The organism is Acidobacteriota bacterium, assembly GCA_016208495.1.
Classification (GTDB): domain Bacteria; phylum Acidobacteriota; class Blastocatellia; order Chloracidobacteriales; family Chloracidobacteriaceae; genus JACQXX01.
In genome coordinates this window covers 29856-46516 of record JACQXX010000070.1, presented here as the reverse complement: position 1 = coordinate 46516, position 16661 = coordinate 29856, and the positions used below count along the sequence as shown (strand labels likewise).

The window sequence follows — 16661 nt, the reverse complement described above, 5'->3', positions numbered from 1 at the left end:
TGTGCTCACAGGCCCTCACGGTACATATTCACTGAAACTGAAAATTGCGATTTTATTCTCTTTCGACTTGCAGTGTGTTTTGGTTTCTTTTTTGAAATACCTTTGAAATGGCACCAGGCAGGTAAGATCTGGAAAGATGAGAAAACAGTCAGGTCATTCAATCAAATGAAGTGCGTGAACGACTGACCACTGACCACTGACTACAAACTGGTCTTATTTTGTCCTGGTGCGCTCACCTGTTTTTGAAAATTTGAAACCACGAATGGTTTTGATGGCAATTTTTCCTTCGCGCTTTTCGACTTCCGGACGCGGCTTCAATTTGATTTTGTGGACTTTCCCATCCCGGGCATCAGGTGAGCAGGTATACCCAAAGCTGTACCGGGCTCGCAGATTATCAACCAACTTTCCCAGCGTTTCCTCAAACTGCTCAGTTCGGCTGGAAATAACCGTCCCGCCTGATTCTTCGGCATAATGATTGACCGATCCAGGCTGGGTCAGCGTTCGCATCAGAGCGGCAACTGGATGATAGGTTGCCACATTGGAAATCCAGCTTTTCACGATAATTCCACAGATGACCCCTCCTGATTCGATTAATTCAGCCATTGCTTCGTTTTCATTGTGAGTCTTGCCTTTTTTCAAAGGTTTATTCGCCAGATTATCAGTGATCACAATCACCACTTTTCGGTTATTTGGGGTGGCCGCGTTCCGTAAATACCGCGTGGCATGATACACCCCTTCATTGAGAAACGTTCCACCACCAACTTTGACCTTTTGATCAAGATTTTCCAGTGCATCGGCGAACTGGTTTCGATCTTTGGTAAATCCCTGAACAAGCTGGGCTTCCGTTGAGAAAACCATCAAGGCGATTTCATCTTCGGGTTTAAAGCGCTCGACTGCGTGCAGCGCCTCGTCACGCAATTCCTTGTAAATTGGCAAGACGCTCCCGCTGACATCAAGCAAAAAAAGCACCGAAAGTGGGAGTTTGTCCTGGCTGAAATACTCAATTTCCTTCTCAACGCCGTCTTCATACAGCTTGAAATCCGTTGCTTTCAAGTTTGCAATGGACTGGCCGGTTTTGTGCGTGTGAACAAACGCATCAAATGTCACAACATCAATGTGTTGACGAATCACATCGTCAGTTTGATTGTTCTCGGTTTGTGCTTTTACTGGGGCACTGCATAAACACAGCGCAAGCACACCTATCAGATAAAACATCTTCATGCTGCTCAATTACCTTTCAAGAGGAATTAAACCAACCGGATGTGGTTGGTTAGCAGCCGGGCTCGGACCGTTTCCCGCACCGTGCGCTGAACGTCGCCAAGAGAGGCGCGGGTGGTATCAACTGAAAAAGCAATTTCAAAGGTGAGGGCTTCTCCGTTCAAATCCGTTAACTGAACCGAGGCGGCAGGCTCGGCTAGTACGCCGGAAACTGATTTTACAGATTCAAGCAAAATTTTTCTGACCGCATCTGGTTGATGGAAACCGGCAACTTTGATTACAAAACCTGGCCGTCGCTCGGTATAGGCTGACAGATTGGTAATATTGGCGGCAAAGACACGGCTATTTGGAATCTGGATTTGTTTCCCATCCCCGGTTCGCAGTGTCGTCACTCGGATTTTAATATCTTCGACCGTGCCTTCATTCCCTTCAATCACCACCGTATCACCAAGGCTAAATGGCTGCACACTCAATAAGATAATCCCGCAGACCATGTTGGAGATGACATCGCGCAGCCCCAACCCCAGGGCCGCCCCGGTGATTCCCAACGCTGCCAGCACTCCAGCCAGATTGACATTGAGCAGGGAAAGCGAAATCGCCAGCCCAAGAACCCACACGCCAATGTAACCGCTCTGGGACACCAGCGAACGAATATTGGGACCAGCATCGGTTCTGGTCATTGCGACCTGGATCGCCGTCCGGGTCACCCGACCCATAATCCAGGTCAGGCCAACACAGAGCAACGCCCCAATGACTTCGGGGGCATGGCTGAGGACAAAGTCGTTGACCTTGAAGAAGACTTGCCAAAGATGTTCGGATAAAGGCATGGTGTAAACACATCTCACTTTTCATCAGGAATCCAGCATGGTTATCCATACACTGTGGGTGGGGCTGGCCAAAGCGTATCTTCGTTTGGCTCCGGCTTTTCCCTCACCCGATTACCTCCCGCTTGACCAACTCACGCTTGAAAGTGGCCTTGGTCGGGCTCAAGAAGAATTCAACGACGAACTCACCAGTGGTTTTTTGAAACTGTTTGAAAACAGGCCGCTTCCCCTGGGGAAAACACTGCTCGACCTGGGCTGCGGCTTTGGCGGGCGGACAGTTGCCTTTCAGCAGAAAATCCAGGGAACCACCATTGGTATTGAAATTGACCAGCGCATTGTGGATTGTGCCCGCGAATTTGCCCGACGCAAAGAGACAACCAGTGTGTCGTTTGTGGCTGGTGTCGGCGAATCGCTGCCGTTTGAATCCGCCAGCCTTGACGCCATTTTTTGTTATGACGTCTTTGAGCACGTTCAAAATCCGCAGCAATGTTTGGCCGAATGCTTTCGAGTGCTCAAACCAGGCGGCGAATTCTGGCTTGTTTTTCCGCCATACCATCATCCAACCGGTGCCCACCTGGAAGGCTATGTCTCGCACATGCCTTATGCCAGCGTGCTGTTTTCCGCCTCGACACTGTTGCAGGCAATTGACGAAATCCTGGCCAGTCGAAAAGGGACGTTCCAACCGCTGGCGCTTTATCCTGGCCATATTTTGTATTCGCTTAATGGCCTGACGATTCGATCATTTCGCGCCATGCTCCAACAATCTGGATTTGAGGTTGACACCTTCACCTGCCTGCCGCTTTTTACCAAAGCCAACCGGCGGTACCACGCCTGGAAAATGAAATATTACGGCTGGTTTTTTGTCTGGCTGGCAACGATTCCCTTCATCCAGGAAATGTTTACCCATCGCGTGGTGGCGGTCTTGCGCAAACCCAGGTGAGTCAGTACCACCCGCGTCAGTGGGTGGGCCTGGTTGTGCCCAAACCCACCCGCTCACGCGGGTGGTACTGACTTGATTCCCAGCCATTCATCTTTGGTGGTGGGCAGCAAAACTGAAACCGCCAGCGGATGCTCAAGCCCAAGTTTGGCAAAAGCATGCCAGAACTGCTTCATTAAATGGCTCTCGATGTCGTCGTGAAAAGCAAAATCCTCGATCCAGAATTTCACTGTGTAATGAATCGCCACGGGTGAGTATTCAACCAGCCAAACTTTGATGGGCTGGTCCTTGAGGACTTGCGGCACCTGCTCAATCGCCAGCATCACAGCTTCCTCGACTTGTTCCGGTGATACCTGATGCTTGACCAGGATTCGGAGCTTTCGGGCGTGCAACCTGGTTGGCGCATAAAAATTCACCACGTCGGCGGTTGAAATCGCATGATTGGGCACCGTAATCAGGTCACCATCGAAGTTTTGCAAGGTAACGGAACGCCAACCCATCTGGACCACTTTCCCTTCGAAGGTGCGGTAGAGGATCCAATCTCCCAGTCGAAGCGGGCGCTCCAGGTGAAGCGCAATACCGGCAAACAAATTGCCCAGCGTACTCTGAAGCGCCAGCCCTAAAACCACGCTGATGACGGTCGAAGTCGCCAAAAACGGGGTTAAATCCGCCCCAAACACATTCTGGATGAGCACAATTCCCAGAATGCTGAAAATCAAAACCCGCCCGATGTCGCGCAACAGCCAGGGAATATCAACCTTCCGGCGTTCCACCAAAAAATAATCAACCCCAAGCGTTTCCAGCGTTTCGACAATGATGTAGAGAATCAGTCCAACCTCAACGACATCAATTACTTTGCGAATGATCGAGGTCGAAAACTGGGGTTGCCAGTGCAGAAAGACCAGTACCGCCCCCAACCAGACGGCGATCCGCATCGGGTAGTGCATCCGAGCCAGTAAGATATTATCAAGCTGGGTTTCAGTGCTTTCGGTAAAATCCCGAAACCACTTATAAAAATAGCGGAATCCGATTTCCCCCAAAATCCCAGTCAATACTGAGATCCAAAAGGTAAACCACACATTCTCAACGAGTTGTTTCCAAACTTCAGATAGCATTTTCGACTCCGTAACTCCTCGATCATGGCTTCGCTTCAAAAATCACAGGCAACGACACCTCCAGCGGACAGGCTGCAAAAATCCAAGCCTGTGGAAATAAAGGCATATCAATGACAGAAAATGGGAATGATTCCCGTGAGGATAGGCGGGAAATGAACCTGGGTTCAGGAACAACCAGAGATGGGAATCTCGGGAAAAACCAAAGGGGAAAGCCAGCTCAACAGATCTGACATCCCCCTTATTTCCAAACCATTACTTCAACAAATCAACCAGTTCCTGAACCGCCGCGGCTGATTTATCCAGCGCGGCTTTTTCTTCCGGAGTCAGGCTGATTTCAATGATCTGCTCGATCCCATTGGCCCCCAGTTTGACTGGAACGCCAATAAACAGTCCATTGTAACCATATTCGCCTTCAAGCAAGGCGGCACAAGGCAGAATTTTCTTCTTGTCCTTGAGAATCGCTTCCACCATTTCAACCGAAGCTGACGCCGGAGCATACCAGGCAGAGGTGCCGAGCAGCTTGACGACTTCGGCGCCGCCGTTGCGAGTCCGGTTCATAATCGCTTCAATCGTTTCGGCAGCAAGCAATTCCGGAATCGGAATGCCAGCACAGGTTGAATAGCGTGGCAGCGGCACCATCGTGTCACCGTGACCGCCAAGCACAAACGCCGTGATGTTTTCAACCGACACGTTGAGGGCTTCAGCCAGGAAAAACCGCATGCGGGCCGAGTCGAGCACACCCGCCATCCCGATCACGCGATTGCGTGGAAAGCCGGAAACTCGTTGCGCGACGGTACACATGGCATCGAGCGGGTTGGCAACCATCACCAGAATGGCATTGGGCGAATATTTGGCAATCTGTTCGGTGACCGCCGCCACAATCTTTTTGTTTTCTTCGACCAGATCATCGCGGCTCATGCCTGGCCGACGTGGTTTCCCAGAGGTGATGACAACGATATCGGAATTGGCACTCGCCTCATATGAAGTTGACCCAGTCAACAGCGCATCATAGCCTTCGACCGGTGCCATTTCATTCATATCCAGGGCTTTTCCCTGTGGCAAACCTTCGACGATATCAATCAGAACAACATCCGCAAGTTCTTTCAATGCAACCAGTTCGGCAACAGTTGCACCGACGTTGCCCGCACCGACAACAGTGACTTTTTTACGACCCATAAACAATTCCCTTCTATTCTGACATGTATGAAAAATGGATTCGTCCAAGAGGTATGGGGGACGAATAAAATGCGCGCGAAAGCATACGTGGCAAGTCGAAATTTGGCAACAAGTTCGGCACGATTCCCGCTCTTGTCAAAGACCCAATTGAAGTCAGAACCTTCAGTAAAAACCCCCTCCCTCTTGTGTCTCACCACGGTTTCAGGTAAATGAAGGAGTCTTGTCCCTTCAGCGCCATTCTAACATTCCATTTTCCGATTTCCGCTCATCCTCATGAGACCCCGAATCAGGATTTGCATCATACTTGCGGTGCTGTGCGGCATGGTTGGCTTCACCTGGCTAACAACGCTGGCCGTACCACCTGAACGCCCGGTACCGTCAGTCGTATCAACACCCATCTCCGATCTGGCCACGCTCGGACGACCATTTTTCAGGACGTACACCGACCGGGATGGGCTACCTCAAAATACAATCCAGGCGTTGGCAATTGATCCCCGTGGCTATCTCTGGATTGGCACCCAGGATGGTGCAGCCTATTACAATGGCCGCCAATGGACGACGGTTCGCCTTCCAAAGGAAGCAGTCTCCAATTTTGTCCAGCATATTTGCCCCGCCCCCGAAGATCGCATCTGGTTTACCACTGACAAGGATGATATCTGCTGCCTCAATCAACAAGATGGGACCTGGCAGTATTTTTCGATTGCGCCGCCCAAGGCCACAACGTCCACGATCAGCGCGGCTCGCGTCTTACCGGTTCTCCCTCAAAATCAGCGAACACTCGTGGTTGCCACCACGAATGGTGAGGTCCTTGTTTTTGAGCAGGGGCAGTGGCATCCGCTGGAAAGTTTCCCCAAACACCCAGGCGATTGGGTGACCACGTTTGCCGAAGCAACCGCCCCAAATGGGAAACCTCAGGTCTGGATTGGGACACGAAACCAACAGATTTACCAAAATTCAGGCTTGGATTGGCTCAGAAACAGTCTCCCTGAAGAACTTTCCAATATTCCGCTGTCGAATATTTCCCCACTTATTGATCGGGAAGGAACAGCCCGGTTGTGGGTGACAGTTGGCAGAACTATCTGGCAGTTGGATACTGTCTGGACACAAATTGAGTTGCCCCGCTCACTGTTTGGAACTCAACTGCCACACATTGTGACGACTCTGGCAACCACTGACGCTCAGGGACAAAACATCCTCTGGGTTGGAACCAATGCCGGCCTGTTGAAATATCACAATGGACAATGGGCGCTTTTTGATACCCGGAAGGGATTGCCCCATAACTTTGTGTACCAGCTTCTGGAAATCAAATCTGGGGATTCAACTCCCATTCTCTTCATTGGCACCCTTGGCGGGCTGTCCCGGCTGGTCGAAGGAAAATGGCTCGCGATTGATACCCAGGCCGGGCTTCCGAATCCATTTGTGCTTTCAATTCTGGAAAGCGTGCGACCGGATGGACCTCCGACGTTCTGGTTTGGTTCATTTGGAGGTGGGCTTGGTGGAGCACTCTCGAAATTTGAAAATGGGCAGTGGACCAGTTTTGAAAACCATTCTGTCATTCCCAATAGTGTCGGGTGGGTTCTGAGCGAAATCACGACGACTGATGGAAAAAAGAAGCTCTGGTATGGATCCAATGGCGGTTTGTTTGAATTGTCTGATCAAGTGTGGAAAAAAATTCCAATCCAACTCAACCCGACTACGGGTGGGGTGATGTCACTCTCGCCGGGCTTGAATGCGTCAGAGAAACCAGGCGAAGTCTGGGTTGGGTTAAGTAACGGGCTACTCCACTTCAACAACGGCACCGTCACCACCTATACCACCGAATCGGGCTTACCGAGCAATACGGTTACCCAATTGCTGGTCACAGCCAATCAAAATGGTCAGCAAGTTGTCTGGGCAGCAACCACAGCCGGACTGGCACGATTTGAAAACCAGCAATGGACGGTCTATACCCGCCAAAACGGACTGGTGTACGATCACATCCTGAGCCTGTGCGAATCACGCCCGGATACCGGTTCGCACTTTCTCTGGATTGGAACCCGCGGCGGGGTTTCCCGACTTGACCTGTCAGCCTCGACCCCTACCTGGAAGAATTTTACTGAAACCACCAGTCCGGCACTGCCTGACGACACGGTGTACCAGATTCGTGAGGACTCTCGCCACCGGATGTACTTTTCAACCAACCGGGGAATTATCCGCCTTACGGCTCAATCCGTTTCCCTGCAAGACTATGCAGTTGAATCGTTTTTGCTTGAAGATGGATTGCCAAGCAATGAATGTAATCGTGGGGCTTCGTTTGTTGATCATCAGGGTCGGCTCTGGTTTGGCACAATTGCGGGTGCGGTTGTGTTTGATCCAACCAAAGAAATTCCAGATACCTCCCCAAAACCTCTTTTCCTCGAACGCATTCTAGTTGGCGGCCAGCCAGCAACACCTCAGGCGATTGGATCACTCAGGCACACTGAAAACAACCTGTCCTTTGAATATGCACTGCTTTCATTTTTTCGTGAGGGTGACACCCGATTTCAAACCCAACTGGTTGGGATCGAGGCATCGCCCACTGCCTGGACAACTGATTTCAAAAAAGAATATTTAAACCTGGGTGAAGGTGAGTATTGCTTTCAAGTGTGGGGAAAGGACTATGCGGGGAATGTAACGGGCCCGGTTGCCGTCCAATTTGAGATTCGCCCGGCGCCCTGGCGCTCCTGGCCAGCCTATGTGGTCTATGCGCTGGTGGCCACCGGGGCCATCTTTGCCCTGTTTCGCTTTCGACTGCGGGTCTTACAACGTCGAACCCAGGAACTGGAAGCCAAAGTTGCCGAACGTACCGCTCAAGTCGTCGCGCAGAAAAATGAGCTGGCGGAAGCCAATCTCAAACTCCGGGAACTCGATCAAATCAAGGTCAACTTTACCGCCATGCTCGTCCATGATCTGAAGTCTCCGCTCAGTGTGGTCAAGGCAACCCTTGAATTGTTTGAAGTCGAAGAAAGCATCCAACAAAGCACCTTGATGCCCCTGGTCACGGCTTCAGAACGCAGCATTGACAAAATACTGGCGTTGATTAACGAGGTCCTCGAAGTCTTTCGCTCTGAAACGCAGGGGATCACGCTCCGCAAATCCTTTATTGATACTGAAAAACTCCTCCGGGAATGCGCCGAAGAAGCTCGGGTGGCGGCAGCAGCCCACACCATTTCGGTTACCTATCGCATTGAACCTGATTTGCCCTCACTCTTTGCCGACCAGGAAAAACTGGGGCGGGTGTTTAGCAACCTGTTTTCCAATGCCATCAAATTTACCCAGCCTGGCGGAGGAATTGTCCTTGAGTCACGCACGGTTCAGGGCCAGGGCGTCGAAACCGGAATTACCAAGCTGCTCATCACCATCACCGACACCGGCGAAGGAATCCCCGCCGAAGACTTGCCCTATTTGTTTGACCCCTATCATCAGGCTCAGTCCGGAAAAGCCCGGCTCGGCGTCGGTCTCGGACTCGCGATTGTCAAGCGCATTGTGGCGGCTCATGGGGGCAATATTTCGGTTCGAAGCCAGCTTGGAGTGGGGACGAGTTTCACGATTATGCTGCCGATTATAACCTCATCAGATCGGCTGCAGCGGGTTGAGAATGAAGAATTGAAACAATAGGCAGTGGTCAATTACGCTTTTTCCAACAATGACTTAGCAATCCATGATCAGAGAAAGGAATTTGAATACTTATGAAATCAGCAACTCACGAAGACGCCCAGTTGATTTTGAAGCTCTATGAATTGCGTCGCGAAGACGTTATGCGGCAGGCACGAAACTATTATTTGTTTTTGTTTTTTCCGTCATCAGTTGATGACATTCGGGCAATTTTAACGGATCGGGATAACCCGGAGCCAGGCGCCTACTTTCGCCAGGTCACCAGTTATTGGGAAATGGCTGCCTCACTGGTCAACCGTGGCGCACTCAATGAAGAACTCTTCCTGGATTGCAATGGCGAACACCTCGCCGTTTTTGCCAAGGTGGAGCCATTTTTATCCGAATTACGCCAGTTTTTTGGTCCTCAATACCTTTCCCAACTGGAACAACTCATCGAACGGATGCCCGATGGCAAAGAACGAATCACCCGGTTCCGCGAAATGATGAAGGGCCTGGATCCGCGATAAGAAAATGAAGAATGAAGAAAATGGTTAGTGGTTAGTGGTTAGTGGTTAGTGGTTAGTGGTTAGTGGTTAGTGGTTTCTTCATTCAGAAGTTCTCGTGCCCCCATCATCAGGAGAGTTTGGGCCAAATTTTGGCCCAGATGAACCGCATCAACGGCGCTTCCAACCTGTTCCCCTTGCACCACCGAACGCCCTTCAACGCTTGCCACTAACCCACACAAACGAAGGCTATCGCCATCAACCGTTGCGGTTGCTGCAATGGGGACCTGGCATCCACCACCAAGCGCAGCCAGAAAGGCTCGCTCGGCTTCGCATGCCAGCCGGGTTTCCTGGTGGTTCAGTGCTCCGACGGCCTCACCTGTGATCGTGTCATTCTCTCGAATTTCAATAGCCAGCGCTCCCTGACCAACTGCCGGCAACATAAACTCAGCCGACAAGTATTCGGTAATTTGATCGGCCAATCCAAGCCGGGTGATTCCAGCGGCTGCCAGAATAATCGCATCATACTGGCCTTCACGGAGCTTTCGCAGCCGGGTATCAACGTTTCCCCGCAAATCTTTTATTTCAACATCAGGTCGGCGCAGGCGCAATTGGGCCTGGCGCCGCAAACTACTTGTCCCAACTATCGCCGCATGTGGAAGTTCAGCCAGTGATCGAATGCCAGACCGGGCAACCAACGCGTCCCGAACATCCTCACGCCGGGTAATCGCGCCTAAGCCCAATCCATCGGGCAACACTGTCGGCAAATCCTTGAGGCTATGGACGGCCAGATCAATGCTTCCAGCCAGCAACGCCTCTTCAATTTCTTTGGTGAACAAGCCTTTCCCGCCAATTTTGGAGAGCGGGGCATCTAAAATCTTATCGCCAGTGGTTTTAATAATTTCAATTGCCACCCGGCGGTCAGGCACGGTGGCTTCTAATTGAGCTTTGACCCAGTTGGCCTGCCAGAGTGCAAGCGCACTGCCGCGTGAGCCAATAATCAAATCAGCGTCGAGTCGAGATAAGTGGGAAGATGTCATGTTTGGGGTTCTTCGAAAGGATGAGGGATGAGGGATGAAAGAAACCACCTTTTTCACCCTGTTATATTGTCACCTGTCACCCCATATGCGTCAGGATAAGGAGTTTTAGGCCCGAAGGGTCGTTGTGTAATAGCCGTGGTGCGCAGCCCACGGTCCCGATCAGTTGTCAGTTTTCGCCGCAGAGCAGTGGCTGAATTGAGGCAGGTTGGTTACGGCCTGCGGTGTGGAAGAGCTAGGGATGAAGGTGAAAAAATCCCCCTGTCATTTTGTCACTTTGTCCCCTGTCACCTTGTCACTTTGTCACTTTGTCACCTTGTCATTTTGTCAGGCTTTGCCACCCGTTGTTCCGCAGGTTCCGGGTCGTCTTTCAGGCAATGTACCTGTTGTTCGAGTTCAAAAATCTGGCGCAAATCAACCCGACCATCTTCCTGATGGACGGCTTCTCGCAAACCACGGATCATCGGATGCATGACTTTGTTGACAAATGACCCGAGCAACATGGTTTTGATGGCTTCTTCCTGTTCAGGGGTTAAATTTCCCAGGTGTCGCCGCTGACGCTCAAATTCGGTATGGGCAAGTTGAGTCAGTCGAGATTTCAAGGCAGCCACAGTGGGGCCCAGGTCAGATTCATGAAAAGAGGCGACAAACTGCTCGGTTTCAACCTCGATAATGCCTTCTGCCCGCTGAGCTTCCCGTTGCCGCTCGCGCAAATTGGCCGCGATGACGCTTTCCAGGTCATCCACATCAAACACAAACAGATTGTCATAGTCAGCGATAGAGGGGTCAATATTGCGCGGAACCGACATATCAATCAATAACATCGGACGATTTCGGCGTTTTTCGAGCGCCCATCTCGCCATCATCGCATCAACCACGTAGGTCTCAGCCCCAGTTGACGCAATGATGATGTCCGCTTCGTGAAGCCGACCTGGCAACGATTCTAAGGTCATCCAGTCACTCCCACCCAACGATTCGGCCAGTTTTTTGGCATTTTCAGGGGTCCGATTGGCAACCAGGACTTTGCGAATCCCCGAAGCCACCAGATGTTTGGCCGCCAGTTCGGCCATTTCGCCAGCTCCGATCAGGAGTGCGGTTTTGGTGCGCAGGTCTTCAAACACTTTTCGAGCCAGTTCAACCGCCACATAACTCAGCGACACGGCAAATGAGGCAATCCCGGTTTCAGTCCGGACTCGCTTGGCAACCGAAAACGCGCGCGGCAGGAGCCGATACAGGGTTCGTCCAACGACTCCGGCTTTGACGGCTTCGTTGTAGGCATCTTTGACTTGCCCCAAAATTTGGGGCTCCCCAACCACCATCGAGTCAAGACTGGCAGCCACTCGGAAAACATGGCGGACAGCCTGCTGCCCCTCATGAATATACAGGTGGGGTGCTACCTCAGATTGAGGCAGTGTGTGATAATTGTACAAAAACTGGGTGATAATGTGTCGTGCTTCGCTTGGATGAGCAGCCGTTTTGGCCAGTACTTCAACCCGGTTGCAAGTCGAGACAATCATTCCCTCCTCCACATTCGCTCGATCCACCAGATGATGGAGGGCGTGAGGGAGCATCTGCGAACCAAATGCCAGTCGTTCGCGAATTTCAACCGGTGCGGTTTTGTGATTGAGTCCAATGAGTACCAGATTCATAGTTTCGATCATGTGACGACCAGGAGGGATGAAAAAGTCTGTTCTTGTGTGTGGTGGGTGACCTCATTCAAAGTGAAAGCCGCTTAAATATCCGACCCCGACCAAACTCACCAGGGTCATTGCAAAGCCGACAATGCCCACCAGGGCGGCCCTTCGGCCTCGCCATCCGGCGGTCAGGCGACAGTGGACCATAAACAGGTAGATGATCCAGGTGGCCAGGGCAAGAAATTCTGACGGATCGCCGCGCCAGTAAATTCCCGCGACGTGATGAGAGCCGACAATTCCAGTCACAATTCCCAGTGTCATTAAAACAAACCCAATGCCCAGCGACTTGTAGCTCAAATCATCGCAGGTATCGAGCGAAGGTAACCGGAACACAAAGGAACCAAAGCGTTTGAGTTTCAATTCGCGTTCCTGAATGAGGTACATCACCCCAGCTAAAAAAGTGATCACAAACGCCGCATAGGCCAGGACAAAAACGCTGGCATGCACCACCAGCAGTGTGGAATTTTCCCCAAATCGGAGCAATGAGGGAACTTCCTGATCAGCAGGCAAAAGCAGTGCCGTAGCGGTGAAAATGAACACGACCGGAATCACAAACAGCGAGAGTGATTTGGAGCGATACCAGAATTGAGCGCCGAGAAAATAGGCCATCACGGCCCAGGCCAGAAAGGAACTGACTTCCTGATGCATCATCAGCGGGTAGCGCTGCACTTCAACCCCCCGCACCACCAGCGATGCGGTGTGGGCCAGAAACCCAACCACCATGGCCCCCATGGCGACTGGAAACAATACGTTCTGTTTCCGGATCAGCAGCCAGAGGGAATGAACCACGCCCACGCCGTAGCACATCAAGCTGAGGAAAAGGAGCATTTTCACAGGAGAAATCCACATGTCGTCAATTTGAGGATAAGGAGAACTCAATTGTACCGCTGGATGTGACCTGAAACAACTTGCGATGCATGGTTTCTTTATCCTTTCCAGGATTTGCGAACACGCCTATAATGCCCCAAATCTCCCCGGTCGGTCATTTTTGCTCTCAGCTACGGTCAAATGCCACTCGATCTGGTACAGGCAAGAAGCCCAGGGATGATGGGCCTTGAGCGTTACCAACCCCGAACGGCACCACCCAGAAAGCAACTCACCAGGGATTTTCCGCTCCGCAAGAACGCAATTTTCCTAAGCAAACCCCGTACCGAAAGCTCGTTTGCCTCAGATTGAACCAGCTTTGGCTCTTTGACCCCAATCCTGCCCTGCTTCCCGGTTGAGCCATCATTTAACTCAACCGGGATTTTTGAATTCCGCCTGGAATCGTGTCTTTTATCATTTACCTGGAAGGAGGTCGCGCCCGCCCTCACGCTCCTGAGTCGCTTCACCTGGTTGAAGCGCTGACTGGCGTGAAGTTCTGTCTAAAATCAAGCCCTGGTTTGAAGAGAGAAGGAACTCTGTTGGCGCGAAAAACGACATGGGATTGTTTGATCGTGTTCGCTCGGTTGGTCAACAAATGGCCAGCATGCTTGATGAAGCCAAAATACGTCGTGAAATTGACAGGTTTGAAAAGGATCTTTTGACAGATCCAACCAATATTTTCAGCATGCAGCAACTTGGCGACCTGTATCAGGCAGCGGGTTTGCCCGATAAGTCGGTCTCCATTTTGTGTCAGGCGGCTGAATTGCACCGGGGGCGGAAAGAAATGGATCTGGCCCTGGCGTTTTTCCGCAAGGCTGAGCGCCTGGGTACGAGCGACCAACGCATGACGATTTTGCGCCAACTCGTTGACATCAACATGCAGCTTGGCCGGTTTGAAGATGCCTACCAGCGCATGCGCAACCTGCTGGAAATTCTGATTAATAAAAAAGAAGCCGACACCGCAATTGGCCTGGTCAATGCCCTGCCGGCACTGGGTCCCAAAGATGCCCAGTACCGAAAAGAACTGGTTGAAATGGTCAATGTCAACCGGGACGAATGGGCCCAAGGGGCCAAAGGTACCTGGGTGATTGAGGGGGAAACTCCGCCAACCCCGGAAGCCGCCCTGCGGGATACGGACATGAAATTTCCCGATCACACCTTGCTGCTGGTTGATGACGAACCGGGCGTGGTCCAGCTCTTAAATGCGGCCTTCAACCGCCTGGGCTGCAAGATCCTCACTGCCAGCAACGGCGAGGAAGCCTTTAATCTTGCGGTTGAAACCGAGCCAACCCTCATTATTTCCGACCTTCTGATGCCCAAAATGGATGGCAGCCAGTTGTTTGCCCAACTGCGCCGTCACCCAACGCTGAGCCGGGTTCCATTTGTGTGCCTGACCTCGCGTGGTCAAGAGATGGAGCGGATTGCGGCGCTCGACCGCGGCGTCGAAGACTATTGGGTCAAACCCTTTAGCATTGCCGAACTCACGATCCGGGTCCGCAAACTGTTGCAACGAACCCGTCGCCCAGCCGATATGTCGGGGCAACTGGCCCAAATCGCCTTGCCGGAATTGCTCCAAATGTTGGAAGGTGGCCGAAAAACCGGAATTTTGACAGTTCAATCGGCTGGACGCGAAGCCCATCTGTATTTTGATCAAGGATTTATCGTTGATGCTGAAATGAAGGATTTTCGGGGTGAAGTCGTCATCTATAAACTGGTCTACTGGATGCGCGGGGAATTTGCCTTCCGCTCTCTCCAGGTCACGCGTGAATGCAAAATCTCACTCAATACCCAGCAGTTGTTGATGGAAGCCATGCGTCGGTATGATGAAGCCAGCCGGTTGATTGACGAAGAATTTCCAGACCTGTCATTGGTTTTTGTCTGTGGTGATAGTTTTTATACCCTGCCGATTGAAAAAGAATTTGAACCCAACATGGCCCGGATCAAGAAACTGTTTAATGGACGCAATACCCTGCGGACCTGCTGTGAGGAATTAAATGGTGAACTCGAAACACTGGTCCTGATCGGTGAACTTCTCCAGCAGAAAATCCTTGAACCGGGGCAGGAAATTGAACTCTAATCTGGGTTTGGACGGCAAACATCAACGGATGGAGGATAAGGGACCCAGAAGAAAATAAAATCCCAATGAAACGGGGTTCAGGGTTCAGGGTTTGAGGCGATGAAGCGACTGATCCCGCTCAAGATAAGTACCTGGAAACCGGCGGTTAGGGCTCAAGTTGGATTAACCTACCCTGAACCCTAAACCCTGAACCCTGAACCCTGGTGGTATGATATTTCCATCCGACTCCCTAAAATCTAAGGGGCGAGGGATAAAATCAATCCGAAGAGTTGAGATTGACGCCATTGTCTCTGAACCCAGGGAATGTGGGCTGAAGGACATGGGTTTTGTTCAACCCTCAGCCCTCAGCCCTTTGCCCTGATTGAAAACCCTAAACCCACTGAATTAGCCTTGTCTTGATTTGCAACGCCTGTGGTATATTTCGGCAATACAACACGGGCACGCATCAACGACGCTATCTTCCTTCCAGCCATCATTTTTTGGTTCCAGGCTACTATAGGACCCTTACTTTCACATAACCTGAGACAGAGGAGATTTTTCGCAATGGCAATCACGACCTGTCCTCGATGTGGGGCGGAAAACAAACCCACGGCAACCATGTGTCGGATGTGTGCGACACCGCTTGAGGCCCCAGCAACCCTTGTTGCTCCAGCAAATGTTGTGGCCGGTGGATATGATGCCCCCAAAGGGCCTGGGGACATGCCTGGACCTGGCGAAGTTTTATGTGGCACCTGTGGTGCAGTGAATGATTCCTCCTGGGCATTTTGTCAACAATGCGGGTCTCCGCTTCACCGGGCTCCAGTTGCGGCGGCACCACCGATGGCGGTCCCGGTTGCTCCGAAACAGGCCCCGCCGCCGTCACCTCCAGTAGCCCCCCCGACGGTGATTGCCCAGCCGATGGCGGCCCCCCCAACTGTGATTGCCCAGCCGATGGTGGCGCCTCCGACCGTCATTGCCCAGCCGATGGCCGCCCCGCCAACCGTGGTGGCCCAGGTTGGTCCAGGTGGCCCAATGCAAGGCGGCTACCCAGGCCCCACTCAAGTCTCGCCTCCCCGCCAGGACGAAAAGCCTTCCGGGGGCAGTATTTGCTCCAACTGCCGTAAATCCAATCCAGCCGGCAGCAGTTTTTGCGCCTCCTGTGGCAATAAACTCACCGGGCAACCCGCCGAATCCACCATTGCTATTGCCTCGCCGACTCGGGGACCGGTTGCCCGACTCCGGCTCATTCAGGAAGGTGGCGGCGAAGGCGAAGTGTATAACCTGGATTCCGATCAGGTTACGGTTGGTCGCAATTCAGGCGACATTCGATTTCCTCATGACGGGTACATGTCAGGCCGACACGCCAAAATTTCACGACGCGGGGACCAGTTCATTCTCAATGACGAAAACTCGCGCAACGGAACATTTATTAAGATTGATGGGGATGTCGTTCTCAAACCAGGAGATGTCGTTTTAATCGGCAAACAATTGTTTCGGTTTGAAGTGCAATAGAACCGTTCTGAAAATTGCATCTGGATGACACGCCCGATACCCAGAATGCCGTTTTTTCACCAGACCTGGGCCCTCATCCCAGGCGACTTTGAGTGTTGAAGGATCAGGTTCTC

The 16661-nt window shown here is 51.8% G+C and carries 12 protein-coding genes; 5 read left to right on the top strand and 7 right to left on the bottom strand.

Features of this window, described 5'->3' with window-relative positions; all coding sequences use genetic code 11:
• Positions 1–213 precede the first annotated feature (213 nt).
• Both HY774_12915 and HY774_12910 read right to left on the bottom strand, forming a co-directional pair.
• Entirely contained in the window at positions 214–1215 is a 1002-nt protein-coding gene (locus HY774_12915) for a VWA domain-containing protein (protein ID MBI4749386.1), read from the bottom strand.
• A 32-nt stretch (positions 1216–1247) separates the two neighbouring features.
• Positions 1248–2045 carry a mechanosensitive ion channel family protein gene (locus HY774_12910; protein ID MBI4749385.1) on the bottom strand — a complete coding sequence of 266 codons (798 nt, stop codon included), beginning with the start codon at positions 2043–2045 and terminating at the stop codon, positions 1248–1250.
• A 37-nt stretch (positions 2046–2082) separates the two neighbouring features.
• On the opposite strand from HY774_12910, the gene HY774_12905 reads away from it, so the two are divergent.
• A complete protein-coding gene (locus HY774_12905; protein ID MBI4749384.1) occupies positions 2083–2982 on the top strand; it encodes a class I SAM-dependent methyltransferase in 900 nt (299 codons plus the stop codon).
• A gap of 53 nt (positions 2983–3035) precedes the next feature.
• Here HY774_12905 and HY774_12900 read toward each other — a convergent pair whose 3' ends face one another.
• On the bottom strand, positions 3036–4094 hold the full coding sequence (locus HY774_12900; GenBank protein MBI4749383.1) for a mechanosensitive ion channel family protein: 1059 nt from the start codon (positions 4092–4094) through the stop codon (positions 3036–3038).
• Positions 4095–4346: 252 nt separating this feature from the next.
• A complete protein-coding gene (gene mdh / locus HY774_12895) occupies positions 4347–5270 on the bottom strand; it encodes a malate dehydrogenase (protein ID MBI4749382.1) in 924 nt (307 codons plus the stop codon).
• Between the two features lie 321 nt (positions 5271–5591).
• Here mdh and HY774_12890 point away from each other — a divergent pair, with 321 nt between their 5' ends.
• Together HY774_12890 and HY774_12885 are read left to right on the top strand one after the other, a co-directional pair.
• Positions 5592–8906 (top strand): hypothetical protein, encoded by a 3315-nt coding sequence (locus tag HY774_12890; GenBank protein ID MBI4749381.1) that lies wholly within the window; start codon positions 5592–5594, stop codon positions 8904–8906.
• A gap of 71 nt (positions 8907–8977) precedes the next feature.
• Entirely contained in the window at positions 8978–9409 is a 432-nt protein-coding gene (locus tag HY774_12885) for a hypothetical protein (GenBank protein ID MBI4749380.1), read from the top strand.
• 59 nt (positions 9410–9468) lie between these two features.
• Here the strand turns inward: HY774_12885 and hemC are convergent, their stop codons facing one another.
• The 3 genes from hemC to ccsA all read right to left on the bottom strand — a co-directional run bounded on the left by hemC (position 9469) and on the right by ccsA (position 12965).
• Positions 9469–10425 (bottom strand): hydroxymethylbilane synthase, encoded by a 957-nt coding sequence (gene hemC / locus HY774_12880; protein MBI4749379.1) that lies wholly within the window; start codon positions 10423–10425, stop codon positions 9469–9471.
• Positions 10426–10733: 308 nt separating this feature from the next.
• Positions 10734–12071, bottom strand: coding sequence for a glutamyl-tRNA reductase (locus HY774_12875; protein ID MBI4749378.1), 1338 nt, complete (start codon positions 12069–12071; stop codon positions 10734–10736).
• Between the two features lie 63 nt (positions 12072–12134).
• Positions 12135–12965, bottom strand: a complete 831-nt coding sequence (gene ccsA / locus HY774_12870) for a cytochrome c biogenesis protein CcsA (GenBank protein MBI4749377.1) — start codon at positions 12963–12965, stop codon at positions 12135–12137.
• A 571-nt stretch (positions 12966–13536) separates the two neighbouring features.
• Between ccsA and HY774_12865 the strand changes: the two genes are divergently transcribed.
• Together HY774_12865 and HY774_12860 are read left to right on the top strand one after the other, a co-directional pair.
• The gene (locus HY774_12865) at positions 13537–15057 is read left to right on the top strand and encodes a DUF4388 domain-containing protein (GenBank protein MBI4749376.1); all 1521 of its coding nucleotides are present in this window, start codon (positions 13537–13539) and stop codon (positions 15055–15057) included.
• 543 nt (positions 15058–15600) lie between these two features.
• On the top strand, positions 15601–16548 hold the full coding sequence (locus tag HY774_12860; protein ID MBI4749375.1) for a zinc ribbon domain-containing protein: 948 nt from the start codon (positions 15601–15603) through the stop codon (positions 16546–16548).
• The last annotated feature ends 113 nt before the right edge of the window (positions 16549–16661 follow it).

Excerpts from the sequence above, each read along its gene's own strand:
- HY774_12900 (MBI4749383.1), bottom strand. The coding sequence starts at position 4,094 with ATGCTATCTGAAGTTTGGAAACAACTCGTTGAGAATGTGTGGTTTACC.
- ccsA (MBI4749377.1), bottom strand. The coding sequence starts at position 12,965 with ATGTGGATTTCTCCTGTGAAAATGCTCCTTTTCCTCAGCTTGATGTGC.
- hemC (MBI4749379.1), bottom strand. The coding sequence starts at position 10,425 with ATGACATCTTCCCACTTATCTCGACTCGACGCTGATTTGATTATTGGC.
- HY774_12890 (MBI4749381.1), top strand. The coding sequence starts at position 5,592 with ATGGTTGGCTTCACCTGGCTAACAACGCTGGCCGTACCACCTGAACGC.
- HY774_12875 (MBI4749378.1), bottom strand. The coding sequence starts at position 12,071 with ATGAATCTGGTACTCATTGGACTCAATCACAAAACCGCACCGGTTGAA.
- HY774_12905 (MBI4749384.1), top strand. The coding sequence starts at position 2,083 with ATGGTTATCCATACACTGTGGGTGGGGCTGGCCAAAGCGTATCTTCGT.
- HY774_12885 (MBI4749380.1), top strand. The coding sequence starts at position 8,978 with ATGAAATCAGCAACTCACGAAGACGCCCAGTTGATTTTGAAGCTCTAT.
- HY774_12915 (MBI4749386.1), bottom strand. The coding sequence starts at position 1,215 with ATGTTTTATCTGATAGGTGTGCTTGCGCTGTGTTTATGCAGTGCCCCA.
- mdh (MBI4749382.1), bottom strand. The coding sequence starts at position 5,270 with ATGGGTCGTAAAAAAGTCACTGTTGTCGGTGCGGGCAACGTCGGTGCA.
- HY774_12865 (MBI4749376.1), top strand. The coding sequence starts at position 13,537 with ATGGGATTGTTTGATCGTGTTCGCTCGGTTGGTCAACAAATGGCCAGC.
- HY774_12910 (MBI4749385.1), bottom strand. The coding sequence starts at position 2,045 with ATGCCTTTATCCGAACATCTTTGGCAAGTCTTCTTCAAGGTCAACGAC.
- HY774_12860 (MBI4749375.1), top strand. The coding sequence starts at position 15,601 with ATGGCAATCACGACCTGTCCTCGATGTGGGGCGGAAAACAAACCCACG.